Origin of the sequence: Actinomadura rubrisoli, from assembly GCF_004349215.1 — a bacterium.
Lineage (GTDB): Bacteria > Actinomycetota > Actinomycetes > Streptosporangiales > Streptosporangiaceae > Spirillospora > Spirillospora rubrisoli.
Genome location: NZ_SMKU01000035.1, coordinates 18,439 through 43,068, shown reverse-complemented (window position 1 = coordinate 43,068; position 24,630 = coordinate 18,439). Strand labels below are relative to the sequence as shown.

At 73.6% G+C, this 24,630-nt stretch carries 20 protein-coding genes and 1 pseudogene; 7 read left to right on the top strand and 14 right to left on the bottom strand.

Going from position 1 to position 24,630, the window contains the following annotated elements; genetic code table 11:
* Both E1298_RS10320 and E1298_RS10315 read right to left on the bottom strand, forming a co-directional pair.
* Positions 1-1,340: coiled-coil domain-containing protein (locus E1298_RS10320; protein ID WP_243725498.1), on the bottom strand; the 1,340-nt coding region annotated here is incomplete at its 3' end.
* Between the two features lie 118 nt (positions 1,341-1,458).
* The gene (locus E1298_RS10315; protein ID WP_243725497.1) at positions 1,459-1,965 is read right to left on the bottom strand and encodes a GbsR/MarR family transcriptional regulator; all 507 of its coding nucleotides are present in this window, start codon (positions 1,963-1,965) and stop codon (positions 1,459-1,461) included.
* A gap of 113 nt (positions 1,966-2,078) precedes the next feature.
* Between E1298_RS10315 and E1298_RS10310 the strand changes: the two genes are divergently transcribed.
* Both E1298_RS10310 and E1298_RS10305 read left to right on the top strand, forming a co-directional pair.
* On the top strand, positions 2,079-3,008 hold the full coding sequence (locus E1298_RS10310; RefSeq protein ID WP_131891720.1) for an ABC transporter ATP-binding protein: 930 nt from the start codon (positions 2,079-2,081) through the stop codon (positions 3,006-3,008).
* Positions 3,005-4,642, top strand: coding sequence for an ABC transporter permease (locus E1298_RS10305; RefSeq protein ID WP_131891717.1), 1,638 nt, complete (start codon positions 3,005-3,007; stop codon positions 4,640-4,642). The genes E1298_RS10310 and E1298_RS10305 overlap by 4 nt, the downstream gene beginning before the upstream one ends.
* A 31-nt stretch (positions 4,643-4,673) precedes the next feature.
* Here the strand turns inward: E1298_RS10305 and E1298_RS10300 are convergent, their stop codons facing one another.
* Complete coding sequence (locus tag E1298_RS10300) at positions 4,674-5,579, bottom strand: LysR family transcriptional regulator (RefSeq protein ID WP_131891714.1); 906 nt, start codon at positions 5,577-5,579, stop codon at positions 4,674-4,676.
* Between E1298_RS10300 and E1298_RS10295 the strand changes: the two are divergent.
* A pseudogene (locus E1298_RS10295) lies at positions 5,578-6,438 on the top strand (EamA family transporter); the annotation flags it as partial. The gene E1298_RS10300 and the pseudogene E1298_RS10295 sit on opposite strands and share 2 nt — an antisense overlap.
* Positions 6,439-6,489: 51 nt before the next feature.
* Here E1298_RS10295 and E1298_RS51550 read toward each other — a convergent pair.
* From E1298_RS51550 to E1298_RS10285, 3 genes are all read right to left on the bottom strand, one after another.
* Entirely contained in the window at positions 6,490-8,271 is a 1,782-nt protein-coding gene (locus E1298_RS51550; protein WP_341770611.1) for a sensor histidine kinase, read from the bottom strand.
* A 330-nt stretch (positions 8,272-8,601) separates the two neighbouring features.
* Positions 8,602-9,276, bottom strand: coding sequence for a response regulator transcription factor (locus E1298_RS10290; protein ID WP_131891708.1), 675 nt, complete (start codon positions 9,274-9,276; stop codon positions 8,602-8,604).
* The gene (locus E1298_RS10285; RefSeq protein WP_165975396.1) at positions 9,267-11,072 is read right to left on the bottom strand and encodes a sensor histidine kinase; all 1,806 of its coding nucleotides are present in this window, start codon (positions 11,070-11,072) and stop codon (positions 9,267-9,269) included. Before E1298_RS10285 ends, E1298_RS10290 begins: the two co-directional genes overlap by 10 nt.
* A gap of 732 nt (positions 11,073-11,804) precedes the next feature.
* Between E1298_RS10285 and E1298_RS10280 the strand changes: the two genes are divergently transcribed.
* On the top strand, positions 11,805-12,434 hold the full coding sequence (locus E1298_RS10280; protein ID WP_131891702.1) for a hypothetical protein: 630 nt from the start codon (positions 11,805-11,807) through the stop codon (positions 12,432-12,434).
* 120 nt (positions 12,435-12,554) lie between these two features.
* Here E1298_RS10280 and E1298_RS10275 read toward each other — a convergent pair whose 3' ends face one another.
* The 7 genes from E1298_RS10275 to E1298_RS10245 form a co-directional block, all read right to left on the bottom strand.
* A complete protein-coding gene (locus E1298_RS10275) occupies positions 12,555-13,514 on the bottom strand; it encodes an aldo/keto reductase (protein WP_243725496.1) in 960 nt (319 codons plus the stop codon).
* Between the two features lie 8 nt (positions 13,515-13,522).
* Positions 13,523-14,629 (bottom strand): zinc-binding dehydrogenase, encoded by a 1,107-nt coding sequence (locus tag E1298_RS10270; RefSeq protein WP_131891698.1) that lies wholly within the window; start codon positions 14,627-14,629, stop codon positions 13,523-13,525.
* A gap of 19 nt (positions 14,630-14,648) precedes the next feature.
* Positions 14,649-15,521, bottom strand: a complete 873-nt coding sequence (locus E1298_RS10265; RefSeq protein ID WP_131891696.1) for a branched-chain amino acid ABC transporter permease — start codon at positions 15,519-15,521, stop codon at positions 14,649-14,651.
* A gap of 61 nt (positions 15,522-15,582) precedes the next feature.
* On the bottom strand, positions 15,583-16,740 hold the full coding sequence (locus tag E1298_RS10260; protein WP_207944546.1) for an ABC transporter substrate-binding protein: 1,158 nt from the start codon (positions 16,738-16,740) through the stop codon (positions 15,583-15,585).
* 46 nt (positions 16,741-16,786) lie between these two features.
* Positions 16,787-18,541, bottom strand: a complete 1,755-nt coding sequence (locus E1298_RS10255; protein WP_131891693.1) for a branched-chain amino acid ABC transporter ATP-binding protein/permease — start codon at positions 18,539-18,541, stop codon at positions 16,787-16,789.
* Positions 18,538-19,290, bottom strand: coding sequence for an ABC transporter ATP-binding protein (locus tag E1298_RS10250; RefSeq protein ID WP_131891690.1), 753 nt, complete (start codon positions 19,288-19,290; stop codon positions 18,538-18,540). Before E1298_RS10250 ends, E1298_RS10255 begins: the two co-directional genes overlap by 4 nt.
* Positions 19,290-20,237, bottom strand: a complete 948-nt coding sequence (locus tag E1298_RS10245) for an alpha/beta hydrolase (RefSeq protein ID WP_131891687.1) — start codon at positions 20,235-20,237, stop codon at positions 19,290-19,292. The genes E1298_RS10250 and E1298_RS10245 overlap by 1 nt, the downstream gene beginning before the upstream one ends.
* Positions 20,238-20,356: 119 nt before the next feature.
* On the opposite strand from E1298_RS10245, the gene E1298_RS10240 reads away from it, so the two are divergent.
* On the top strand, positions 20,357-21,733 hold the full coding sequence (locus E1298_RS10240) for an amidohydrolase (RefSeq protein ID WP_131891685.1): 1,377 nt from the start codon (positions 20,357-20,359) through the stop codon (positions 21,731-21,733).
* 62 nt (positions 21,734-21,795) lie between these two features.
* Here E1298_RS10240 and E1298_RS10235 read toward each other — a convergent pair whose 3' ends face one another.
* The gene (locus tag E1298_RS10235) at positions 21,796-22,788 is read right to left on the bottom strand and encodes an aldo/keto reductase (protein ID WP_131891682.1); all 993 of its coding nucleotides are present in this window, start codon (positions 22,786-22,788) and stop codon (positions 21,796-21,798) included.
* A gap of 104 nt (positions 22,789-22,892) precedes the next feature.
* Here E1298_RS10235 and E1298_RS10230 point away from each other — a divergent pair, with 104 nt between their 5' ends.
* Together E1298_RS10230 and E1298_RS10225 are read left to right on the top strand one after the other, a co-directional pair.
* The gene (locus tag E1298_RS10230; RefSeq protein ID WP_131891679.1) at positions 22,893-23,882 is read left to right on the top strand and encodes a class I SAM-dependent methyltransferase; all 990 of its coding nucleotides are present in this window, start codon (positions 22,893-22,895) and stop codon (positions 23,880-23,882) included.
* Entirely contained in the window at positions 23,879-24,616 is a 738-nt protein-coding gene (locus E1298_RS10225; RefSeq protein ID WP_131891676.1) for an SDR family NAD(P)-dependent oxidoreductase, read from the top strand. The genes E1298_RS10230 and E1298_RS10225 overlap by 4 nt, the downstream gene beginning before the upstream one ends.
* Positions 24,617-24,630: the final 14 nt, after the last annotated feature.

Genomic DNA, 24,630 nt, shown 5'->3' with positions numbered 1-24,630 from the left:
GGGCCCCCGTTGTGGGAGATCCCGGCCGGGGGCGCCGGGGTGCCGCCGCCCTGCATCCGTCCGCCGGGCGGGATGTTGGACGACAGGGTGTTGTGGGTGAACTGGTCGACCTGGCGGCGGGCCCGGTCGGCCTCGGCGCGGGCGGCGTCGCGCTCCTCGGCGAGGGCGGTCAGCGCGGCCTGCTGCTCGGCGACCGACTGGGACAGCTGCCGCAGCTGCACCGACTGGTCGTTGATCTTGTTGTTCAGCTCGTCGCGCTCGGCGAGGGCGGCCTGGGCCTGCCCCTGGGCGGCGTCGCGCTCCTTGGCGGCCTCCTCGGCGCGGGCGTTGGCGCGGACGAGCTCGGCCTCGGCCTCGGACTGCGTGCGCAGCGCGGCGGTGCGCTCGGCCTCGGCCTTGCTGGCGGCCTGCATGGCGCGCTGCCGCTGCGCCTCGGTGTCGCGCATGGCGTTGCGCAGGTCCTCGGCGCCCTGCCGGGCGACGGCGGCCTCGACGCGCTGCGACTCGACGGCGCCCTCGGCCTCGGCGAGCTTGGCGTGCAGGGTGACGAGCTCGGCGCGCGCGGCCTCCAGCGCGGCGAGCAGCTCGGTCTCGCGGGCGGCGATGCGGTCCCGCTCGCTCTCGGCGGCCAGCTTCGCGCTCATGGACTGCTGCGCGATCTGGTGGGCCTCCTCCCACGCCTGCTGCGCGGCGTCGCGCTTGGCGGTGGCGAGCTTGGCCTCCTCGCGGGCCTGGCCCGCCTCCTGCTCGGAGTCCTCGGCGCGCTTGCGGGCGGTCGACGCCTCGTGCCACGCCTCCTCTGCCTTGCGCTGGGACGCGTCGCGCTCGCTCTGCGCTATGGCGAGTTCGCGGGACGCCTCGGCCCGCACCTCGGCGACGCGCCGCTCGACGCCGGCCACGCTCAGCTCGGAGGCCAGCGAGTCGGCGAGCAGGTCGGCGGCCTTCTCCAGGCGCTCGACCATCTCCCACGTGGAGGCGACCTGGCCGGTCAGGCCCGGCGCGTCCCGGCCGCGCTCGCGGCGCTCGCGCGCCTCGCGGGCGCAGCCGCCCTCGTTGTCCTGGCAGTAGCGGACGGAGCGGACGGCCCCCCTGGGCTGCGGGACGGGGCGCCCGCAGTTGGCGCACGGCCAGACCGTGACGGGCTCGCCCAGCCGGGCGACCGCCGTTTCCGTGGACGGGCCGGACTCCGGCGCTCCGCCCTGCGGGCCCTCGGCATCGGGCTCGCTCTCCTGCGCCGCGGACGCGGCGTCCTGACGCTCCCCGCCCTCGGCGACCGCGGCGTCGGGAGTCGCGGCCGTCTCCTCGGGGCCGCTATTGTCGCGCTCTTCGCTGTTAGGCATGGAATGAACCATACGCACTAGTCGCCGTGGCTGCAGTGACTTGGGTGGTACATGTGGGGCCGCTCATACCGCCGCCGGCTTCACAAAACGCGTCCCACCTGCGGTCCGACGGAGGACGTCAGGACTCGGAGTGGCCCGCCCGCAAGGCGTCCCGCTGCACGCGCCAGCGGTCCATCATGGCGCTCAGCTCCTTCTGCAGGAACGAGAAGAAATCCGCGGATTCGATGAGGCGCCGCCCCGCCGGGGTGCCTGGGCCGACCGTCTCCGCGCCCTCGTGGAGGCTCTCCTCGAACAGGTTGAGGATGCGGTCGCGGCCGAACATCGCGTCCTGCCACACGTCGTCGCGGACGCGGAAGATGTCGCGCCGCGAGCCGGGGTCGCGCTCGCGGACGGCCATGCTCACCGACGTCAGGTGGCGGACGGCCCCCGAGATCGCGGCGGGGCTCACCTGGAGCCGCTCGGCCAGCTCGGCGGCCGTGAGCGCGCCGGAGTCGGTGGACATCAGCGCGGCGAAGACGCGGGCGGGCATGCGCTGCCACCCGGCGTCCACCATCTGGGAGGCGAAACGCTCGATGAACCGCTGAACGCCCTCAGCGTCCCGCTCGGACTCCGTCGCCTCCGTCACGCGCATCATCTCCCTGGTCGACCGCCTCGCCGGATCGTTCACGACCAGTATATATGTGCTTTGCAGACTTCATAATCTTCACAAGTTCATGAAGTCAGTGTAGTTTCCAAAGCATGCAAACCGCCATCTCGGTGTCCGGCCTGGTGAAGACGTTCGGCCGGACGCGCGCGCTCGACGGCCTGGACCTGACCGTGCGGACCGGCGAGGTACACGGCTTCCTCGGCCCCAACGGCGCCGGGAAATCCACCACCATCCGCATCCTGCTCGGCCTCATCCGCGCCGACACCGGCACCACCCGCCTCCTGGACGGCGACCCCTGGCACCACGCCACCACCCTGCACCGCCGCCTGGCCTACGTCCCCGGCGACGTCACCCTCTGGCCCAACCTCACCGGCGGCGAGGTCATCGACCTCCTCACCCGCCTACACGGCAACCCCACAGACGGCACCACCAACCGCCCCGACCCCGACCGCCGCACCCAACTCCTGCACCGCTTCGACCTCGACCCCAAAAAGAAAGGCCGCGCCTACTCCAAAGGCAACCGCCAAAAAGTCGCCCTCATCGCCGCCCTCGCCTCCGACGCCGAACTCCTCATCCTCGACGAACCCACCACCGGCCTGGACCCCCTCATGGAAGAGGCCTTCCGCGAAACCATCCACGAAGAAAAACACAACGGACGCACCATCCTGCTGTCCAGCCACATCCTCAGCGAAGTCGAAGCCCTCTGCGACCGCATCACCATCATCCGCAAAGGCCGCACCGCCGAAACCGGAACACTCAACGACCTACGCCACCTCACCCGCACCTCCATCAACGCCGAACTCGCCACACCACCCGACGGAATCGCCGCCCTACCCGGCGTCCACGACCTCCAAGTGGACGGCGACAGGGTCAGATTCGAGGTCGACACCGCGCATCTCGACACGGCGCTGCGGCAGCTGACCCGGGCCGGGGTGCGGAGCCTGACCAGCAGGCCGCCCACCCTGGAAGAGCTGTTCCTGCGCCACTACCAGGACGACCTCACCGACGCGGAGGCGTCATGACCACGGCCACCCTGCGGCCGGCGGCACCGGCCGGCGTGCGCGGCGACCGGCTGGCCGGGACCGGGCTGCTGCTGAAGATGGGGCTGCGCCGCGACCGGATCATGGTGCCGGCCTGGATCTACGCGCTGACCGCGCTGGTCGCCAGCACCGTCTACAGCTTCGACAACACCTACGACTCTCCGGCGGCGCTCGCCAAGTTCGCGCGCGGGATCAACGACAACCCGTCCGCGAAGGCGATGTACGGGCCGGTCCTCAACGACCACACCGTGGGCGGGCTCAGCGCCTGGCGGGTCGGCGCGACGGGCGCCGCGCTGACCTCCATCATGTGCGTCCTGCTCGTGGTCCGCCACACGCGCGCCGAGGAGGAGACCGGGCGGCTGGAACTGGTCGGCTCCGCCGTCGTCGGGCGCCGCGCGCCGCTGACCGCCGCGCTGCTGGTGGCCGGGACGGCCGCGGCGGCCATCGCCGCCGTGACGGCCGCCGTGATGATCGCCTTCGGGGTCCCGGCGGCCGGGGCGGCCGCCTACGGCCTGTCCCTGCTCGGGGCCGGGCTGGTGTTCTCGGGGGTCGCGGCGGTCACCGCGCAGCTCGCCGAGACGTCCCGGCTCGCCAACGGGCTGGCGTTCGCCGTCCTCGGCACGGCCTTCCTCGTCCGCGGCCTGGCCGACGTCGGATCGGCGCGGTGGCTGTCGTGGCTGTCGCCGATCGGGTGGGCGCAGCGGGTGCGGCCCTGCGCGGACGAGCAGTGGGCCGTCCTGCTGCTGCCCCTGGCCGCGTTCGTGGTCCTGGCCGCCGCCGCGTACGCGCTGACCGAGCGCCGCGACCTGGGCGCCGGGATCCTGGCGCCCTCGCTCGGCCCGGACCGGGCCGCGCCGTCGCTGCGGAGCCCCCTCGCCCTGTCGTGGCGGCTCCAGCGCGGCGCCCTCACCGGCTGGGCGGCCGGGTTCCTGGTGTACGGCCTGGCCATCGGCGGGGTCGCGGACGGCGTGGGCGACCTGGTGGGCGACAGCGACTCGACGGCGAAGAGCATCCGCGAGATGGGCGGGCAGCAGGACATCACGGACGCGTTCCTCGCCACCGCCATGGGCCTGATGGCGCTGCTCGCCGCCACCTACGCGGTGCAGGGCGTGCTGAGGATGCGGGCCGAGGAGGCCGAGCAGCGGCTGGAGCCGGTGCTCGCCACCGCGGTCGGACGGGTGCGCTGGGCCCTCGCCCAGCTCGCCGTCACGGTCGCGGGCACGGCCGTCCTGCTCACCCTGGCCGGCGTCGCCATCGGGTTCGTGCACGGCCTGCGCTCGGACGACCTGGGCGGGCAGTTCCTCCGGCTGCTGGGCGCCGGGCTCGCGCAGCTGCCCTCGGTGTGGGTCGTCGCCGCGGTGACCGTCCTGCTGTTCGGCCTCCTGCCGCGCCTCACGCAGGCGGGCTGGGGCGTGCTGGCGGTCTGCCTGCTCCTCGGCCAGGTGGGGCCGCTGCTCGACCTGCCCCAGGCCGTCCTGGACGTCTCGCCGTTCACGCACACGCCGAAGGTGCCGGGCGGCACGTTCAGCGCGCTGCCGCTCGTCGCGCTGACGGCCGTCGCGCTGGCCGTCGCGGCGGCGGGCCTGGCCGCCTTCCGCCGCCGCGACATCGGCTGATCCCGCCCCCGTCCACGCGCGAGGGCGGCGGTCAGGCGCGTTCGCGGGCGGCGTCCTGGAGCGCTTCGAGGGCGCGGGCGATGGGCGGCTGGTCCTCGCTGCCGCGGCGGACGCAGGCGATGACGCGGCGCCTCGGCACCACCTCGCCCCGCAGCGGGACGCGGACGACCTCGTCCGCCGGCGGCAGCGGCGCCAGCCGGGGGATCAGGGCGACGCCGAATCCGCGCGCGACCAGCGCCGAGACGGCGAACCACTCGTTGGCCTCGTGGGCGATATGGGGCGCGTAGCCGCCGGCGGCGCACGAGGCGAGCAGGAGCCGGTGCTGGTCGGAGCGGTCCGGCGAGCCGATCCAGGACTCCTCCGCCGCGTCGGCGAGGCGGGCCGTCCCGGCGGCGGCGAGCGGATGCCCCGCCGGGACGAGCAGGTCCTGCGGCTCGTCGAGCACCGGCCACTGGCCGAAGCGCGCGTCGTCCGGCGCGGGCGTCCGCTCGCTCGGGATGACCACGGCGATGTCGGCGTGCCGGGCGAGGAGCAGGTGGGCGGCGTCGTCGCTGTCCTTCTCGCTCATGTGGACGGCCAGGCACGGGTGCTCGGCGCGCAGCCGGGCGGCGGCCGGGGCCACGAGCGCGGCCAGGGCGCTGGACACGCTGATGAACCGCACCTGCCCGGATATCCCCGCCCGGTGGTCGGCCAGGTCCGCGCGGGCGCACTCCCACTGCGCGTACAGGACGTCGGCGTGGCGCAGCACCGTGTGCGCCGCCGCGGTCAGCCGCACCCGCCGGCCCTGCGCCTCCAGCAGGTCGACGCCGAGGTCGCGCGCGAGCTGGCGGAGCTGCTGCGACACCGTCGAGGGGGTGAGGTGCAGGGCCTCGGCGGCGGCGGTCACCGTGCCGCGCTCGCGCAGGACGCGGAGCGTCTGCAGTCGAGGGTCGATCATGTGTCCATTCAACACGATAGTGTGCGAAATCTTTCGATGGACCCGAATGGTCGGCCGATCCCAGACTGGCCGCATGACGATCAGATCCACGGTCCCCGCCCCGCTGCTGGTCCTCGGCAGCGTGGTGTCGGTGCAGGCGGGGATGGCCTGCGGGAAGGGGTTGTCCTCGGCGGCCGGCCCGGCGGGCGTGGTCGCGCTGCGCCTGGCGTTCACGGCGCTGGCCCTCCTGCTCATCTGGCGTCCCCGGCCGCCCCGCCGCGAGTCGCTCGGCCTGATCGCGGCCCTGGGCGCCGCCATCGCCGGGATGCAGCTCATCTACCCGGCGATGGACCGCCTGCCGGTCGGGATCGCCTCGGCGTTCCAGTTCCTCGGCCCCCTGGCGCTCGCGCTGGCGAAGGCGCGGCGCCCGGCCGACCTGCTGTGGGCGGCGCTCGCCGGGACGGGCGTGTTCCTGCTCTCCGACCCGCTGGGATCCCCCGTCCCGCTCGCGGGCGCGGCGCTCGCCCTGGGCTCCGGCGCGTGCATGGCGGCCTACCTCGTGCTGAACAAGCGCGCCGGAGCGAGCGCCGCCGGCGGTGCGCCGCTGGCCTGGGCCGTACTCGTCGCGGCGCTGCTCGTCCTCCCCTTCGCGCCGACCGCCGGAGACGCCGTGCCGCGCCCGCACGTGCTGGTGGCCGGGCTCGGCGTCGCCCTGCTCTCGGCCGTCGTGCCGTGGTCGCTCGATATGGCCGCGCTGCGCCGGCTGCCCGAGCGCGTGGTCGCGGTGATGGTGAGCCTGGAACCCGCGGCGGGCGCGGTCGCCGGGCTCGTCCTGCTCGGGGAGCACCTGGCGTGGCCGTCCTGGCTCGCCATCGCGTGCGTCTCCGCCGCGTCCGCGGGCGCCGCGGCGGCCGCGCTGCGGACGGCGGCGTCACCCGGCGGGGGCGGGGAGGGTGATGGTGACCCTCGTCCCGGCTCCGGCCGGGCTGTCGATGTCCACGCGGCCGCGGAGGGCGCCGACACGGTCGGTGAGGCCGGACAGGCCGCCGCCCGTGACGGGGGCGGCGCCGCCGGCGCCGTCGTCGCGGACCTCGGCGACGACGCCGTCCGGGCCCGTCCGGACGCTGAGCTCGATGGACCCGGCGCGGGCGTGCTTGACGGCGTTGGTGACCGCCTCGCAGAGTGCGAAGTACAGCGTTGACTCGATCTCGGGCGGGAACCGCCGGTCGGGCAGGTCGAGGCGGACGGGCACCGCCGAGCGCGCGGCGACCAGCCCCAGCGCCGGGCCGAGGCCCGCGTCGGCGAGGATCGCCGGGTGCACGCCCCGCGCCAGGTCGTCCAGCTCGGCCACCGCCTCGGCGAGCTCGCGGCGGCAGCCGGCCGCCTGGTCGCGGGCGGACGGCTCGGCCGCCGACGACTCCAGCGCCTCCAGCATCGTCTCCAGGGCGCGCAGCCGCCGCTGCGCGCTGCGCTGCAGGTCGGCCGCGAGCCGCTCGCGCTCGGCGGCCTGCACGCGGACGAGGCGCTCGCGCGCGGCGCGGGCCCGCTCCAGGTGGGCCTGCGCGGTCGCGTGGAGCTGCGCGGTCTCCAGGGCCCGGCCGCCCGCCGCCAGCGCCGCGTCGACCAGCGGCTCGTGGCCGCGGAGCGCGGCGGCGAGCTCCACGGTGGCCAGGGGCTCCCCGCCGGACGTGCGCACCTCGTGCCGCCAGCGGTCCGGGCCGGCCGGCCGCGAGGCGTCGTCGACGGGGCGGCCGGCGACGTCCACGTAGGTCTCGTCGGCCGGGATCCAGAACCACAGGTCGAGGGTGGCGTCGCGCAGCACGCCGCGCAGGGCGTCCCGCACCTTCTCGATCGACACCGGCTCGGTGAGGCGCTGCATCCGCTCGGCGACGGTCAGCTCGGCCAGCCGCCCGCGCAGGGCGGTGGCCAGGAACACCAGCGGCAGGACGGTGGCGAAGACGCCCTGGACCAGGTACACGCCGAGCACGTCGTCCAGCCGCAGGTCGGCGCGGACCAGCGAGCCCTGGCTCGCGACCGCGCCGGCGGCGCCGACCATCATGGCGACGGCGACCGGCACGGTGAACCGGTGCTCCAGGCGGCTCGTGCGCGGCAGCCGGGCCGCCAGGATGGCCACCAGGGCGGCGACGAGCATCGCGTGCAGGACCGTCGAGACGCGCTGGACGCCGTCGAAGAGCGTCCGGTCGGGGAACACGGTCGGCCACGCCACCGAGGCGGCGAAGCCGTTCCACCCAGGATGGGACGTGGCGCAGAGCAGTGCCTGGCCGCCGATCAGGATGACGGCGAGGGCGCCGAGCCACAGCCGCTCGGTGAGGCGCTCCAGCCGTCCTGACGGGTACAGCACGACGCCCACCCCGGCCGTCAGGTAGAACAGCGACTGCGCGAAGACCGACACGAGCGGCGCCGCGCCCGTGTTCCAGCTCCCCACCCAGGTGATCGCCCAGGCGACGGAGGCGGCGAGGAACGCCGCGCCGGACCGGTGCCCGGGCCGCCGGGGCCGCCCGGCGGCCAGCACGCCGCCGGCGACGGCGAACGCGCCGCAGGCGAGCAGCGTGACCGCCGCGGCGACGGGATGACCGCGCCAGTACGGCCAGCCGCACCCCAGCGTCGCCGCGGCCACCGCCGCGCCGGCGCCGACGGCGAGGCGGACCGGCGTGCCGAACCACAGCGGCGTCCGCCAGCGAACGGACCTCACCACCACCCCTTTTCGTGACCGGCCGTACCGGGAAACCACCGGCCGGACAACGGGTTTTCCCGGATGTGCCGAGGGTCGCGGCGACGGGAGGATGGGGAGCGCCGGAAGACCTTGGGCACGGACCTGAGGCGCGGATCCGTGACACGTCCCGGTGGCGCACGAGGGCCGCCACCGGGATCACGCAACGCGACCGGACTCGCACCGTCAGTCTTCCCCACAGCGCCGGTCAGCGCGAGGGCCCGTTACCCGATTGATGCGCGGGACATATGGGACGAACCATCCAGTACAGACCGCGCCGCGCCGGCACGGACCCGGCCCGTCCAGGACGGATCAGCGCGTCTCGGCGGCCCGCAGCCAGGTCAGCACCGCCAGCACCCGCTTGTTGCTGTCCTGCGGGCCGGACGGCCCGCTGGACGAGGTGATCCCGAGCTTGGTGAAGATCGCGCGTACGTGGTCCTCGACCGTCCGCGCGGACAGGTGCAGCCGCTTGCCGATGCCCGCGTTGGAGTGGCCCTCGGCCATCAGCGCGAGGACCTCCCGCTCGCGGTCCGACAGCCGCGCCAGCTCCTGCTCGTGGTGCCGGGCCTCGACGAGCCGGCTGACCACGTCCGGGTCGATGACGACCTCGCCGCGCATCACCCGCTCCAGCGCCGAGCGCAGGTTGTCGACGTCGGTGACGTGGTCCTTCAGCAGGTACCCGACGCCGCGCGGCTGGTCGCGGAACAGCTCCATCGCCTGCGGCGTCTCGTTGAAGGCCGAGAGGACGAGCACGCCGAGGCCGCCGTGCAGGCGCAGGAGCCGCCGGGCGGCGACGACGCCCTCGTTGGTGTAGGTGGGCGGCATGTGCAGGTCGAGGATCGCCACGTCGGGCGGGTCGTCGGCCACGCGGGCCAGCAGCTCCTCGCCGGACGCGGCGGAGACCACGACCTCGATGCCGACCGTGGTGAGCAGGGTGACCAGCGCCTGCCGGAAGATCCCGCTGTCCTCGGCCACGGCTACTCGCATGGCAGGACCATCCTTACCGTCGTGCCCCGGTCGGGATCGCCGTCGACGTGCACGTGGCCGCGCAGCGCCCTGATCCGGCCGGACAGGCCGGCCAGCTCGGCGGCGGGATCGCCGGGGCTCCCGCCGTCGTCGCTGACCTCCACGACCAGCTCGCGCCCGTCGGGACGGACCCGCACGGACACGCTGGTCGCACGCGCGCGGTCGACAGCGTACGACAGCGCCTCGCACAGCACCGCGTAAAGCGTCGACTCGATCTCCCGGGAATAGCGCCGCGGCTCCACGTCCAGCCGGATGCGGGTGCCGATCCGCTCGGCGACCACCTCCAGCGCGGGGCCGAGGCCGTCCTGGACGAGCAGCGCCGGCTGCACCTCCCGGGCCAGCGAACGCAGCTCGGCCAGCGCCGCCATCAGCTCGCGGCGGCAGGTCCGCGTGTGCTCCTTCACCGCGGCCTCGCCCGAGACCGCCTCCAGGGTCGCGAGCATCGCGCCGAGCGCCAGCAGCCGCTGCTGCGCGCCGTCGTGCAGGTCGCGGGCGAGGCGCTCGCGCTCCACGGCCTCGGCCCGGACGAGGCGCTCATAGGCGGAGCGGACCTGTTCGAGGTTGGCGTGCACGGTCGCCTGGAGCCGCGCGGTCTCCAGCGCCCTTCCGCCGGCGACGAGCGCGGCCTCCACCAGGGAGCCGTGGTCGCGCAGCGAGCCGCCCAGCTCCACGATCGCCAGCGGGTCGCCGGCGGCGGTCAGCACCTTGCGCCGCCAGCGGCCCGCGTCCCCGCCGGCCGGGTTTCCCCACGCTTCGGCGTGGTCTCCCCCGGAGTCGTCGACGGCCACGGGACGTCCATCGGTGTCGACGTAGACGCCCTCGACCGGGGCCCAGAACCACAGCTCCAGCGTGGGGTCGTGCAGGACGTCCCGCAGGGCGCCGCGGACGCGCTCCACCGTCACCGGCGCGGTGAGCCGCAGCATCCGGCCCGCGACCGTCAGCTCGGCGACGCGGATCCGCACCCCGGACGCCAGGAGGGTGAGCGGGACCAGGATCACCACCGCGCCCTGCAGCGCGTACACCCTCAGCAGGTCGTCCAGCGTGACCGACGCCTCCATGATCGGCCGCTGGGACAGCGCGGCGGAGATGCCCACGAACGTCAGGGCGCCGGTCACCGGCAGGGTGAGGGCGCGCTTCAACCGGCCCATCCTCGGCAGCCTGAGCAGCAGGACGACGACGAACGACAGGGCCAGGAGCAGGTAGAGCGCGGCGGACGCCTTCAGGACGACCCGGAACACCTCCATGTCGGGGTACAGCGCGGGCCACCACACCGTCCTGCCCCGGAACGCCGCCCACTCCGGCTCGGAGAAGACCCAGAGCGCCGTCGGGCACACCCAGAGGATCATGCATGCCGCGATCAGCCAGATCCGGTCGGCGAGGCACTCCAGCCGCCCGCCCGGGTACAGCAGCACGCCGGCGCCGAGCGCGAGGTAGAACTGGGCCTGCATGTACGGCGACAGCAGCGGCCCGGGGCCCGCGTCCCAGCTCGCCAGCCAGTTCAGGGCCCAGGCGAAGGCCGCCAGCACGAACAGCCGGCCCGTGGGCCGCGTGCGGCCGCCGGTCGCCAGCAGGACGCCCTCGATCGCGATGGCGGCGCTGCTGGTGAGCGTGACCGCGGCGGAGATCCGGTGCTCCTGCCAGTACGGCCAGCCCGAGACCAGCGCCACTCCCGCCGCGGCGAGACCGACGGCGAGGGCGCGTCTCGCCTCCGCGCCGTACCACGGCGGCGTCAGGCGCCGCCGCGGGGCGGAAATCACCACGACCACCCTTTCCATGCTCGGACCCGCGGGCTCGCCCCACCACCGGAAACCCACGGGTCTGCATCCGTGCTTTCCCGGACTTCGATGCCGAGCGGGTTCCGGCCGGGCGCGGCTTCGGCCCGGCGGGCCTCGGACGCGGCGCGGACGCGGCGCGCGGAGGCGTCACGGACCGCCTCCGCAAGTGCACCGAAAGTGTCCCCGACTTCGCCGCGCGCTTGTAGAGGGCGTTATCCGATCGATGCGCGCATGGTGCTTTGCACCGAAATGCTCCCTCGGCAAATGACCGGTGGAAACCCGGGCCCGGGCCCGGGTTCGCCTGGATGTGCACAGCCCGGGCGGACTTCCGCCTACGGCACGAGCCGGCAGCGGACGGCCCGGCGGCGCTGCGGGCCCCCGGGCATCCCGCTCCGTCCTGGCCCACCTCGGCGGGCGCTTGCACTTCCGGCCGCTCGCGGGAGTTCTTGGTCGGTGCCCGGACGCGGATAGTCAAAATGTGCTGGATTCTCGGCGGAAACACGGGCGGCCCCTTGACAAGGGCTCTGTGGTTCCTCAGCACTAGCCAGGCCGACCAAGATGGGCCTGTGGGGCCTTGCCTGACCATTTCGGACCAAGGATTGTTGATGTTAGTCGGGAGGCTTTCGTGACGTCGGGTTTCGATGGGTTCGCCGCGGTGCAAATTGCGAACTCCTGCCGTCGCGGACGAGGCCACCGAGATCAACAGGAGGATCGATGAACAGGTTCATCCACACGGGCGGCAAGGCGATGAAGGCGCTGGTGGCATTGTCCACCGGAGCCGTGCTCGGCCTCACCGGCCTGGCCGATGCCGGAATCGCTCAGGAACGGCCGGCCACCGCGACGGGACGGACGTCCGGCCCGATGACATACGGGAAGGGGGTGACGGTGCAGCAGGCGCTGAAAGCCGAGGTCGCCCGGCGCGGAGCGGCGGCCTACTCGGTGTGCTATCAGGCCCACGTCGCCTACCTGAACTGGCAGAACGTGACGTGCAACGGCGGCATTGCCGGCACCGTGGGACGAAACCTGGCCATCGAAGCGGTGAACGTCGCGGTGTCAGGTGCGACATTCTGCGTAGAGGCCCACATCCGGGATAAGGATTGGCAGGGAGAACAGTGTGCCCGTGACCAATGGCTCCATGTCGGCACGGAAGGACAGAACCGGCCGATGGAAGCGCTCCGCTTCTGGGTCGGGGGCCCGACCAAGGAGGTCGGGCAGGCGCATGTGCAGGACTGGGATTGGCTGGGTGTAGTCGCGAACAACTACGACAGCCCTCTCCGTATAGAACTCGGCACGACAGGCAGGGGCCTGATGCTAGAAGCCTTCACCCTCCAGATAGTGAACTAATAGTCGGGCTCCGTCTGACGAGGACTGGACCCCCGCCTACGGCACCCTTGGGGAGGAGACCCGGGCCTTCGGTCCCAGGGCGCCGGGTGCCGCGCTAGACGGGGGTCCAGGGATCAGGGGTTACGGGCCTTCGGGGTCGACGATGTCGCGGTCCACCCAGAACGGGTCCATCAGCGAGCGGAGCCGGGAGGACCCCACGCGGTCCAGGATGTCGAGCGCCGCGATGTTGTCGGTCAGCTGCCGCATGCGGCTGGCTCCGAACAGCACCGTGCTCGTGGACGGGTGCGTGAGGGTGAAGGCGACGCAGAGCTGGGCGGGGGTCGCGTCCAGCTCCGCCGCGAGCTCGGCGAGGCCCTTGGCCGCCTCGACGATGCGCGGGCGCACCTCGCCCGGGTCCTTGCCGATCTGGCGGGACGGCGCGGTGTTGCCGGCGAGGATGCCGCCCTCCAGCACGTCCGACGCCTGCATCGACACGCCCTCGGCGAAGACGGCGGCGAACGGCTCCCCGTCGGGGATGGAGCGGCGGCACGGGCTGTACTTCAGCTGGGCGAGCTGGGGCCCCGGCGAGCCCGCGGCGAGGGCGTGCCCCCGGATCGTCCGGACGGCGGTGGCCGACCAGTTGTTGACGCCCCAGCAGCCGAGCAGGCCCTCCCGCTCCAGCTCGGCCAGGTCCTCGGCCAGGCGGCGCAGGTCCAGGTCGTCGCGCCGGATGTCGCCGAGGACGGCGACGTCGGCGTGGTCGGCGCCGACCCGGAACAGCGCGTTGGCGAGCTGGTCGCGCAGGGACTGCTGGGGATACCCCTCCAGCCACAGCTTGGTGGACAGCAGGTAGTCGTCCCTGGCGATCCCCCCGGCGCGGACGATCGCCGAGAACAGCACGTCGGTGAACACCGGCGGGTGGCCCGGCATCCCGTAGACGGCGACGTCGAAGAGGTTGATCCCGGAGTCGACGGCGTGGCGGACCATCGCGACGGCGTCGCCGAAGTCCATGCGGTCGTAGGTGTGCCAGGAGCCGAGGGACAGGACGGACGCCTCGGGCCCGGCGGTGCCGAGACGGCGGCGGGGGATGGTGGTGGGCACGGTTTTCCTCATCGGTGGGGGTGGATGACGGCCTTGACCTGTTCGAGCCGCCCCATCGCGGCGAGCGCGTCGGAGGCCCCTTCGAGGCCCTCCGGGGCGCTGAAAAGGTCGTCCCAGGCGAAGCGGTCCTGGAACGTGCGCAGGAACTCGACCGAGCGGTGGTAGTCGCCGACGTCGCCGTTCAGCGAGCCGAGGACGTTCAGCTCCTTGCCCATGATCGTTCCGAGCGAGAGTTCGTCCGGCTGCGGGCCGGTGGTGCCGACGATGACGAAGCGGCCGCCGAACGCGGCCATGTTCACCGCCTCCGCGCCCACGCCGGGCGCCCCGGCGAGGTCCAGGACGAGCTCGGCGCCGCGCCCCCCGGTGGCGTCCATGACGGTGGCGAGCCGCGCGTCGGCGTCGCCGTCCAGCCCGATCGTCAGGTCCGCGCCGAAACTGCGGGCCAGGTCGAGGCGGGCGTCGGGGGCGCCGACCGTGATGACCTTGCCGGCGCCCGAGACGCCGGCGACGGCCGTGGCGACGATCCCGAGCGCGCCCGCGCCCTGCACGAGCACGGTCGAGCCGGGGCGGACCCCCCCGGCCCGGTCGAAGGCGTGCAGGACGGTCTTGACCGCGCAGCCCGCGGCGGCGGCCCAGGTGTCCTTCACGTCGTCGGGCAGCACGACCTTCAGCGCGCCCGGCGTCACGTAGTTGTGCGCGGCGAGCCCGCCCGTGGCGTAGGGCCAGCGGTCGGCGCGCTGCAGGAACCCGTAGCCCCGCTCGGCGCAGGCGACCGGGTTGCGCAGGACGGTGCAGCCGTAGCAGTGCCCGCACACCGACTCCGACCAGCCGATCCGGTCGCCCACCTTGACGGTGCGGCCGAGCGCGTCGCGCGTCCCCGGCCCGACGGCGCACACGGTGCCCATCATCTCGTGGCCGAGCACGATCGGGAGCATGTCCGGGAACGACATGGCGCCGGACCACAGGTGCACGTCGGTCGCGCACAGCGTCGCGCAGTCCACGCGGACGATGGCGGCGCCGGGCTCGCACTCGGCGGGGAGCGGGAGCTCCTCGACGCTCAGGTCGGCGCCGTGCTCGCGCAGGACCGCCGCCCTGGTCGATGTCAGGTCGGGCATATCGCGTCTCCTCGGTTCGTCATCTGCTGTGGGCGGTGTCCCAGACCTCGCGGCGGCTGCGCCACCACAGGAGCACGAGGATCACCAGGAAGGGCACGACGCCCTGGTACTTCTGGATGGAGTCCAGCGCGGACGACATCCCCTCCAGGCAGCCCAGGATCAGGCCGCCGACCAGCGTCAGCGGCAGGCTCCGGAACGCGCCGACCATCGCGACGGCCAGAGCGGTGCTGATCAGCCCGGACAGGGTCCCGAAGTCGCCGCCGAGCCGGGGCGCGACCAGCACGATCACCAGCATCGTGATGGCGCCGACGCCCGCCCACACGCCCACGGCGAGCCGGGGCGCGGGGATGCCGACGACCTCGGCGGTGCTCGGCCGCTCCGACAGCGCCTGGAGCTTCAGCCCGATCCGCGTCCGGGTGAGCAGGAGGCCGACCGCGAGGGTGATGAGCACCGCGAACGCCAGCGAGACGAGGACCGACTGCGGGACGACGACGCTGCCGACGGTGAAGACGGGGTCGCCGAACGGGTTCGGGAAGCGGTGCGCGCCGGTGCTGGTGCCGCCGAACAGCCGCAGCCCGATCGCGCTCAGCGCGACGAACAGCGCGACCGTGACGGCCGCCTTCGTCCGCTCCCGGTGCCCGGCGAACCAGCGGACCAGCGCCGCGCCGAGCAGCCCGGACAGCAGCGCGGCCGACAGCGCGCCGATCAGCAGGGCGGGCCAGACGTTCATGCCCTCGTCGGTGAGCGACACCATCACGAACGCGCCCATCGCGCCGACCGCGGTCATCGCGAAGTTGACGACGGCGACCAGCCGGTAGGTCAGGACGACGCACAGGCCGAGCAGGGCGTAGCCGCCGCCGCTGGTCAGCCCGGCGATCACAGAGTTCACCATCGGGTTCCTCCGGGTGGGGCCGGGCGCGCGCGGGTGCCGCGCGCGCCCGGAGGGACGGGGCTCAGCTCTTGCCCGGAACGGTGAAGCCGCCGGGAAGGACCTTCCAGCCGCCCTTTTCGGCCTTGACGAACCGGCTGCCCTGGATCGGGTTGTGCTCGTTGCCCGGCCCGAACACGTACGGGGTCCCGACCATCGGGTAGTTGATCGGCTTCATCTCCTTGAACGCCTTGGTCACCGACTCGCGGGTGATGTCGCCCTTGATGGTCTTGAGGACCTGGACGAAGATGTCCGCCGCCATGACCGCGCCCTGGCTGAACGCCGTCTTCTGGATGCCGTTCTTCTCGATGATCTTCGCCCAGCGGTCGTTGCCCGGGAGGGTCGGGTCGGTGTAGGGCTGCCACTCGGTGCCCGCGTAGGACGTCATGTCCGCGGGGATGGTCTTGGCGTTGGCGTCGGTGTAGCTGTTGGCCGCCAGGATGAAGTCGACCTTCTGCATGCCCTGGGTGCGGGCCTGCGCGAACCACGGGCCGACGGTGGCGTTGTAGAGCACGGCCTGGCAGCCGGCGTTCTTGTCGGCGACCAGGTAGCGGGTCGGGTCGCCCTGGCCGACGGCGAGGTTCTTGTGGGTGAGGGTCTTGCCGGTGAGCTCCGTCCACTTCTTGATGGCGCCCTCGATGCCGCCGCCGCTGCCGGGCAGGACGGTGTAGTCGAGGCACACCTTGTCGCGCTTGAGCGTCTCGGAGGCGTAGTACAGCATCGCCGTGGTCAGCGCGTACGGGCCGGGGTTGACCGGCGCGATGTTCGGGCTGGAGAAGCAGGCCGGGTCGACGCCGATCGCCGGAATCGAGACGATCTTGTTCTTGCTGTAGGTGGCGCGGTTCAGGCCGCAGTCCACGGCGCTGGACGAGCCGGCGAGCGCGACGACGCCGTTGGACTGGATCAGCTCGCGGGCGGCCTGCCCGGACCGCGAGGGGTCCATCGCGTCGTCCTTGCTGATCAGCTCCAGCTTGCGGCCGTTGATGCCGCCGGCGGCGTTGACCTCCTCGAAGACGGCCTTGACGGCCTTCGGGACCTCCGGGGTCTGGAACAGCCCGGTGATGCCGTTGATCGCGCCGACCTTGATCGGCCCGTCGGTGCCGCTGTCGGAGGAGTTGCAGCCGGCGGTGAGGGACACGGCGAGCACGGTGGCGGCCGCGGCGGACATATAGGTGAGTTTCATGGCTGAGGCCCTTGTTCGCAGGGTGGGACGGCTGGCGGGGTCTTGGTCAGGACGCCGGGACATCCGCGGCACCCAGATAGGCGGCCCGGACGGCGGCGTCCGCGAGGACGTCGCCGGTGGGGCCGGAGGCGATCACATGCCCGAAGTCCAGGACGGTGACCTGCTCGCAGGTCGCCTGCACGAGTTCCATGTCGTGCTCGACCAGCAGGATCGACACCCCGAACCGCTCGGGCACCTGGGTGAGCCGGGCGCCGAGCCGCAGCGACTCGGCGGCCGACTGCCCGGCGGCCGGCTCGTCCAGCAGCGCGACCTTGGGCCGGGCGGCGATGGCCGCCGCCACGTCCAGGAGCCGCCGGGTGCCGGCGTCGACGATGGACACCGGGACCTCGCCGGGCGGGCAGCCGAAGAACTCCAGCAGCTCGTCGGCGTCGGCGCGGGGCAGCCGGCGTCCGGAGCCGATCGCCAGGTACTCGTACTGGGTGAGCTCCGGGGCGATGGCGGTCGTCTGGAAGGTGCGGCGCAGGCCGCGCCTGGCCCGGACGCTGGGGCCGTGCTTGTCCAGCCGCGCGCCGGCCAGCTCCACCGTCCCCCCGTACCCGGCGACGAAGCCGGTCACGGCGGAGATGAAAGTGGACTTGCCCGCGCCGTTGGGCCCGATCAGCCCGACGACGGCGCCCTCTGGGACGGTCAGGTCGACGGCTTCGAGCGCGACGACCTCCCCGAACCGGACGGTCAGGCCCGTCACCGACAGCAGCGGCTTCCGGTCGCCGGGGTCGCGCGGCACCGCCGGGAGCGGCGGCGCGGGCTCGGCGGCCTTCTCTGCCCCCTCCTCCGCTCCGATGCCGGCGTCCTTCATCAGCTTGCGGGCGCCGCGCTCGCGCTTGCGCATCCGGGTGAGGTCGGTGTGGCTCAGCCCGCTGCGCAGCGCCAGCAGGGCGCCCACGCCGAACAGCACGCCGCCGAAGTCCTGCGGCAGCGACACCTTCTCCATGATCGTCGGCATGATCGCGCCGAAGATCCCGCCTATCACCGCGCCCTCCGGGTGGTGCGGGCCGATCATGATGGCGACGGCGAACAGCGCGAGGGACTGGCCCATCGCGAAGTTGCTCGGCACCACCGTGCTGAGCTGCCCGACCAGCAGGCCGCCGCCGATACCGGCGACGAACGCGCTGATCGCGAACGCCGCGAGCTTGCTCCGGGCCACCGAGACGCCGTGCGAGGCGGCGGACCGCTCGGAGTGCCGCAGCTCGTACCACGACAGCCCGAGCCGGGTCTTGCCGATCACGCCGAGCACGACCGCGAGCACGGTGAACACGATCGTCACGAACACGAAGTACGAGCCGTCGGTGACGAACGGCTCAGGCCGGTCCAGCATCTTCAGGTCCTGGGCGCCGGGGAACGGGTTGACGTTCCACACGATGTCGGCCGAGACCGCGAAGCCGAAGGTGACGACGGCGAGGTTGACCCCGCGGATGCGCAGCGCGGGCAGCCCGATCGCGACGCCGACGGGCACCGCCGCCAGGCCGCCGAGCACCAGCCAGACGAAGAACCCGCCCGGCGCGTCCGCCACGTTCAGCCGCAGGACGACCCACGCGCCGATCGCTGCGAACGACATCTGGCACAGCGACATGACGCCGACCCGGCCGACGATCACGCCGTAGCTCTGCATGATCACGGCGCTCACGACGGCGCTGATCGCGAGGTAGATCCAGTACGGCGACAGCACCGCCGGGAGGGCGACGCAGGCCAGCGCGGCCAGGCCGATCCCGATGCCGAGGCCGCGCTTGTCGACGAGGTTCATGGCCGCTCGCTCTCTGCCGCCCCGGCGTCCCGGTCGGCGCTGGTCAGTGGCGGCCCGCCGAAGTAGAGCCGGTGCAGCCGCTCGTCGTCGCCGCGCAGCTCCGAGCACGGCCCGGAGAACACGACACCGCCCTTGCGCAGCACGTGGGCGCGGGTGCCGACCTCCAGCGCGAGGTTCGCGAACTGCTCGATGAGCACCACCGCGATCCCCATGCCGGCGAGCTCGCCGATCGTCGCCATGAGCCGGCGCACCACCATCGGCGCCAGTCCCAGCGACATCTCGTCGATCAGGATCACCTTCGGCTCGGACACCAGCGCGCGGCCGAGGACGACCATCTGCTGCTCCCCGCCGGACAGGAACCCGGCCTGGAGGTTGCGTCGCTTGTCCAGCTCGGGGAAAAGCTTGTAGGCGGTGGCGAGCTCGCCGCCGCCGGACTGGGAGACCAGCAGGTTCTGCTCGACCGTCAGCGTCCGGAACGTGGTGCGGGCCTGCTCCACGTAGCCGAGGCCCGCCCTCGCCCGCCGGTACGGGGCGAGCTTCTCGATGGCCGTGCCGTCCAGCCGGATGGTGCCGGACTTGACGGGGGCCAGCCCGGCGATGCCGTCCATGAGCGTGGTCTTGCCGGCCCCGTTCGCGCCGAGGATGACCGTGACCTCGCCCGGGGCGGCGTCGAGCGTGACGTCGTGGATCACCGGCACGTCGGCCCGGTTCACGGCGACGCCCTCCAGGGCGAGGGCGGGCGCGGCCATCACGCGCCGCCGGAGAACGCCGACCGCAGCGCGGCGACGGCCCGCGCGTGCGCGTCCTTCGCCGCCGTCAGCTCGGTGGCGAGCAGGCCGAAGAAGCCGTGGATCAACCCGTCGTAGCGGACCACCTCGGTGTCCACGCCCGCCGCCTCCAGCTCCTTGCCGTACTCCTCCCCCTCGTCGCGGAGCACGTCGTACTCTGCTCCCAGGATGAGCGCGCGCGGCAGCCCCTCAAGGTTCCGGGCGCGCAGCGGCAGCAGGTAGGGATCGTTCAGGTCGCGCGCGTCGGAAGGATACGTCGTGAAAAACCACTCCATGCTCGCTTTGGAGAGAAAGTAGCCTTCCGAGAACTGTTCGTACGACGCGCGGCCGTCGTCCGGGTGGCCGAGGACCGGCGAGACGAGGATCTGCAGGCCGAGGGCCGGGCCGCCGAGGTCGCGGGCCTTGAGCGCGACGACGGCGGCGAGGTTGCCGCCGGCGCTCTCCCCGCCCACGGCGATCCGTGCCGGGTCGGCGCCGAACTCGCCGCCGTGCTCGGCCAGCCAGCTCACGACGGCGTAGGCGTCGTCGGCGGCGGCGGGAAAGGGGTTCTCAGGGGCGAGGCGGTAGTCGACGGAGACCACGACGACCTCGGCGTCGGCGCAGACGGTCCGGCAGGCGAACTCGTTCTCGTCAAGGGTGCCGATCGTCCAGCCGCCGCCGTGGTACCAGACGAACGCGGGGAACGGGCCCTGCCCCTCGGGGGTGTAGACGCGGACGGGGATGTCGCCCGCCGGTCCGGGGATCGTGGTGTCGGCGACGCCGCCGACGGGCGGGAGGTCGTCCGGCATGGTCCACATCAGGCGGAACTGCTCGCGCATGGTCGCCGCGTCGGGCAGTTCGGCCGCCTGGTTCGGGTCCTCGGCAGGAGTGCGGTCGATGATCTGCCGCGCCTCGGGATCCAGGGGCATCGTTTACCTCCGAAGGCCCGGTGTGCCCGCTCCCCGGGGGGTCGGGCACTCCAAAATCGTATCTGATTCCGTGTACGTTAATTGCATCCCATCAGCGGTGTCCAGAGTTGGAGCGCGATATGACCGAGGAATGTACGGCGGCCGACCTCGTCTTCACCGGCGGACGGATCCACACCGTCGACGACGGGGACCGGGTCGCCGAGGCGATCGCGGTGAGCGGCCGCCGCATCGTGCGCGTCGGCACCGACGGGGAGATCGCGCCGCTGGCCGGACGGGACACGCGGGTCGTCCGGCTGGACGGACGGACGGTCGTGCCCGGGATCAACGACTCGCACCTGCACGGCGTCTGGCTCGGCGCGATGTGGCCGAGCCTGCTCATGGACCAGCTTGCCGGTTCCGGCGACCACGCGCACGACGCCGCGCCCCGGCTGGAGACCGCGGCCGACCGGCGGCGGGCGATCCTGCGCACCGCCGATCTGCTCGCCTCGTTCGGGATCACCAGCTACACCGAGCCGGGCCTCGGGCCGGGCGAGGACGACGGCGCCAGCGGCTGCTTCGGCTCCGCCGCCCTGCGCGAGTACGCCGAGCTGGCCGCCGAGGGCGCGCTGAAGGCGAGGGTCACCGCGCTGCTGCTGTTCGGGGAACTGGACGGGCCCGGCTCGGCGGCGGAGCTGGAGAAGGGGCTGCGCGACTTCGCCCCGCCCGCCGACGTCCCCGGGCTGTTCCGGGTGGCCGGCGTGAAGATCTTCGCCGACGGCATCCCGCCGATGCGGACCGCCTGGACCGACCGTCCCTACACCGGGGGCGGGCACGGCTCGCTGCTCGTCGACGGCGGCTCGGACGAGGAGCGGGAGGCCGCCCTGCGCGCGATGATCGACGCGGCGCACGACGCCGGGCACCAGGTCGGCGTGCACGCCACGGGCGACCGCGCCACCCGGGTCGTCGCGGACGCGTTCGCCACCGCCCTCGGGCGGGACGGCCGCGACGCCCGCCACTACATCATCCACGGCGACCTGCTCACCCCCCGGACGCTGACCGTCCTCGCCGCCGCCGGGATCGGGCTGAACACCCAGGCCGGCATCCCCGTCGCGACCGAGCCCATGCTCGCGGACGCGCTCGGCGAGGACGCCCTGCGGGACGCGTGGCCCACCCGCGACGCGCTGGACGCCGGGATCCGGCTGTGCCTCAGCTCGGACGCCCCGGTGCTCACGCCGGACTGGCGCGCGGGCCTGGCCGCGGCCGTGACCCGCCGCGGCCTGGACGGCGCCGCCCGCGGGGAGGCCCAGCGGCTCGCGCTCGCCGAGGCCCTGCGCGCCTACACCATCACCCCCGCCTGGCAGGACGGCGCGGAGGGATGGAAGGGCTCGATCGAGGCGGGCAAGGTCGCCGACCTGTGCGTCCTGGACGGCGACCTGTTCGACGTCGAGCCGCAGGCGCTCCCGTCCGTCCCGGTCGCGATGACCGTCCTGGGCGGCGAGGTCGTCCACGAAGCCTGAAGCCCTGTCCCCGCGCGGGCCCAGCCCCCCGCGCGGGCCCAGACCCCGCTCCCCGCCCGGGGTCAGCGGCCTCCTGGGGCGTCGGTGCCCCAGGAGGCCGCCGGGTCGACCACTCCCCGGTCGAGCCACAGGCCGGCGGCCGCGTCGCGCAGCTCGTCGCCGTACCGGGCGGCGAGGCGGAGGGCGGCGAGGTTGTCCTCAAGCTGGGCCAGCCGGCTGACGCCGACCAGGACGTTGGCCACGGCGGGATGGGTCAGGCAGTAGGCGATGGCGAGCTGCGCGGGGGTCGCGCCGAACCGCTCGGCCACGCGCACGACCTCCGGGAGGGAGGCGCGGATCCGGTCGCGGATGCCGCCCGGGTCCGCGCCGATCTTGCGCTGGGGGTTGGGCCGCCCCGCGAGGATGCCGCCCTCCAGCACGTCCGACGCCTGGAGGCCGAGGCCCTCGTTCGCGAACAGCTTCCCGTAGGGCTCCCCCTCGGGCACCGAGCGGCGGGCCAGGCTGTACTTCAGCTGGGCGAACGAGGGCGGCACCAGGCCCTCGGCGACGGCGAACCGGGCCGCGAACAGCACATCGCCCGCCGACCAGTTGTTCACCCCCCAGGACGCGAACCGCCCGGCCCTGACCAGCTCGGACACGTCTGTCACCACGGCGCGCAGGTCGGGCCGCTCCATGAAGTCGCCGACGACGACCATGTCGGCCCGGTCGGTGCCGATCCGGCCGAGGGAGACCTTGATCTGTTCGGCGAAGGTGGATGCGGGGTACTCCCAGAGCCAGAGCTTGCCGCACAGCAGGTAGTCCTCGCGCGCGAGCCCGGCGTCGCGGACGGCCTCGCCGAACAGGACGTCCGTCACGGCGTTCTCGGCGTGCGGCCCGAAGTCGTAGTGCGCGACGTCGAACAGGTCGACGCCGCGGTCGACCGCGAGGCGCACCAGCGCGGCGGCGTCCTCGCGCTCCATCCGGTCCCAGGTGTTCCAGGAGCCGAGCGCCAGGAGGGGGACCTCCGGGCCGTCCACACCGAGCCGCCGCCTGGGCACCCGTTCTGCGAACTCCATCGCTGACCTCCCATGAGGTGAGTGGCCGCGGGCCCTGCCCCTGGCCGTGATGCAGGCGATCGTATAGCATCTGGCATATTCTTTACCCAGAAGGAGACGTGTTCATGTCGCATACCTCCCCGGGCGCCGACCCGTCCGGCATCCTTGGCGTCGCCACCGGCTACATGGCCGCCAAGCAGCTGTTCGCCGCGAGCGAGGCCGGCCTGTTCGCCGCGCTCGCGGACGGCCCGGCGACCGCGCCCGAGCTGGCCGGCCGGACCGGGCTGCCCGAGCGCACCGCCCGGATCCTCGCCGACACCATGGCGGGGCTCGGGCTGCTGACCCGTGTGAACGGCCAGTACGCCAACTCCGCCGGCACCGAGTTCTACCTGGGCGGCGGCGGCGACATCGACCTGCGCCCGTTCCTGGCGTTCCTCGACGCGATCAGCTACGGGCACTGGCTCGGGTTCGGGGAGACCGCCCGCACCGCCGAGCCCGCCGCGCTCGACCTGGCCGGCGACCGGATGCAGACCTTCCTCGGCGGCGTCATGACCTACAACTCCCTGCACGCCCGGATGCTCGCGCAGAACTTCGACTTCACCCCGTACGCGCGGATCCTGGACTTCGGCGGCCTGTCGGGCTCCTTCCTCGCCGAGGCGCTGCGCGCGGCCGAGAAGGCGCAGGGAACGTTCCTTTCCGGCGGCGACCTCGTGGAGTTCGCCCGCAAGGTCCTGGAGGACGCGGGTGTGGGCGACCGCGCCGAGGTCGTGCAGACCGACCCGCTGACCGGCGACGTCCCCGAGGGATACGACCTGGTCCTGCTGGAGCACGTCGTGCACCGGTACGGCGCGGAGGACAACCAGGAGATCGTCAGGCGGGCCCGGCGCGCCGCCGCTCCCGGCGCCAGGCTCGTCCTGCTCGACTTCTTCCTGGACGACGCCCCCGAGCAGCGCGTCCTGGACGCGGTGCACGCGGGCGAGTACCTGGTCATCGACGGGACGGTCGTCTACCCCGAGGACGAGGTGCGCGGCTGGCTGGCCGGGGCGGGCTGGGAGCCGGTGGAGACGCGGGCGCTGCCCGGCAGCCCGCGGATCATCATCGCGGAGGCCCGGTGACCGCCGGGCGGACCGTCCTGGTCACCGGCGGCGCCAGCGGCATCGGGCGCGCGGTGGCCGAGGCGTTCGCGGCGGCCGGCGACCGGGTCGTCATCGGCGACCGCGACGAGGTCGCCGCCGCCCGGGCCGCCAAGGAGCTGGACGCCCGCGCCGTGACCATGGACGTCACCGACGCGGAGTCCGTCCGGTCCGCGGTGGCGGAGGTGACCGGGGCGCTGGGGCCGGTCGAGGTGCTGGTGAACAACGCCGGCGTCGTGGCGGGCGGCGGCCCGCTGGTGTCGCTGCCCCTGGAGGTCTTCGACACCGTCGTGGCGGTGAACCTGCGCGGCACCTTCACCGTCACCCAGGCCGTCGCGGCCGGGATGATCGAGGCCGGGCGGGGCGGGCGCATCGTCAACATCAGCTCGATCGGCGCCCGGCAGCCCACTCCCGGGCTCGGCCACTACGAGGCCACCAAGGCCGCGGTGGACGCCCTGACCCGCACCAGCGCCCTGGAGCTCGCCGCGCACGGCATCCGGGTCAACGGCGTGGCGCCCGGCCCCGTCCACACGCCGATGACGGCCGGGCTGATGGACGACCCGCAGGCGCGCGCGGCGTGGGAGAGCCGCATCCCGCTCGCCAAGATCGGCACCACGGACGACATCGCGCCGCTCGTGCTGTTCCTGGCCTCCGACCAGGCCGGCCACATCACCGGCGCCGTGGTCCAGGTGGACGGCGGCCAGCTGCTCACCTGACCGTGGAAGACCGA

What these genes read in the sequence shown, in the direction of transcription:
- E1298_RS10310 (WP_131891720.1), top strand. Translation starts at nt 2,079, where the DNA reads ATGCAAACCGCCATCTCGGTGTCCGGCCTGGTGAAGACGTTCGGCCGG.
- E1298_RS10305 (WP_131891717.1), top strand. Translation starts at nt 3,005, where the DNA reads ATGACCACGGCCACCCTGCGGCCGGCGGCACCGGCCGGCGTGCGCGGC.
- E1298_RS10300 (WP_131891714.1), bottom strand. Translation starts at nt 5,579, where the DNA reads ATGATCGACCCTCGACTGCAGACGCTCCGCGTCCTGCGCGAGCGCGGC.
- E1298_RS10290 (WP_131891708.1), bottom strand. Translation starts at nt 9,276, where the DNA reads ATGCGAGTAGCCGTGGCCGAGGACAGCGGGATCTTCCGGCAGGCGCTG.
- E1298_RS10280 (WP_131891702.1), top strand. Translation starts at nt 11,805, where the DNA reads ATGAACAGGTTCATCCACACGGGCGGCAAGGCGATGAAGGCGCTGGTG.
- E1298_RS10270 (WP_131891698.1), bottom strand. Translation starts at nt 14,629, where the DNA reads ATGCCCGACCTGACATCGACCAGGGCGGCGGTCCTGCGCGAGCACGGC.
- E1298_RS10265 (WP_131891696.1), bottom strand. Translation starts at nt 15,521, where the DNA reads ATGGTGAACTCTGTGATCGCCGGGCTGACCAGCGGCGGCGGCTACGCC.
- E1298_RS10260 (WP_207944546.1), bottom strand. Translation starts at nt 16,740, where the DNA reads ATGAAACTCACCTATATGTCCGCCGCGGCCGCCACCGTGCTCGCCGTG.
- E1298_RS10255 (WP_131891693.1), bottom strand. Translation starts at nt 18,541, where the DNA reads ATGAACCTCGTCGACAAGCGCGGCCTCGGCATCGGGATCGGCCTGGCC.
- E1298_RS10250 (WP_131891690.1), bottom strand. Translation starts at nt 19,290, where the DNA reads ATGGCCGCGCCCGCCCTCGCCCTGGAGGGCGTCGCCGTGAACCGGGCC.
- E1298_RS10245 (WP_131891687.1), bottom strand. Translation starts at nt 20,237, where the DNA reads ATGCCCCTGGATCCCGAGGCGCGGCAGATCATCGACCGCACTCCTGCC.
- E1298_RS10240 (WP_131891685.1), top strand. Translation starts at nt 20,357, where the DNA reads ATGACCGAGGAATGTACGGCGGCCGACCTCGTCTTCACCGGCGGACGG.
- E1298_RS10235 (WP_131891682.1), bottom strand. Translation starts at nt 22,788, where the DNA reads ATGGAGTTCGCAGAACGGGTGCCCAGGCGGCGGCTCGGTGTGGACGGC.
- E1298_RS10230 (WP_131891679.1), top strand. Translation starts at nt 22,893, where the DNA reads ATGTCGCATACCTCCCCGGGCGCCGACCCGTCCGGCATCCTTGGCGTC.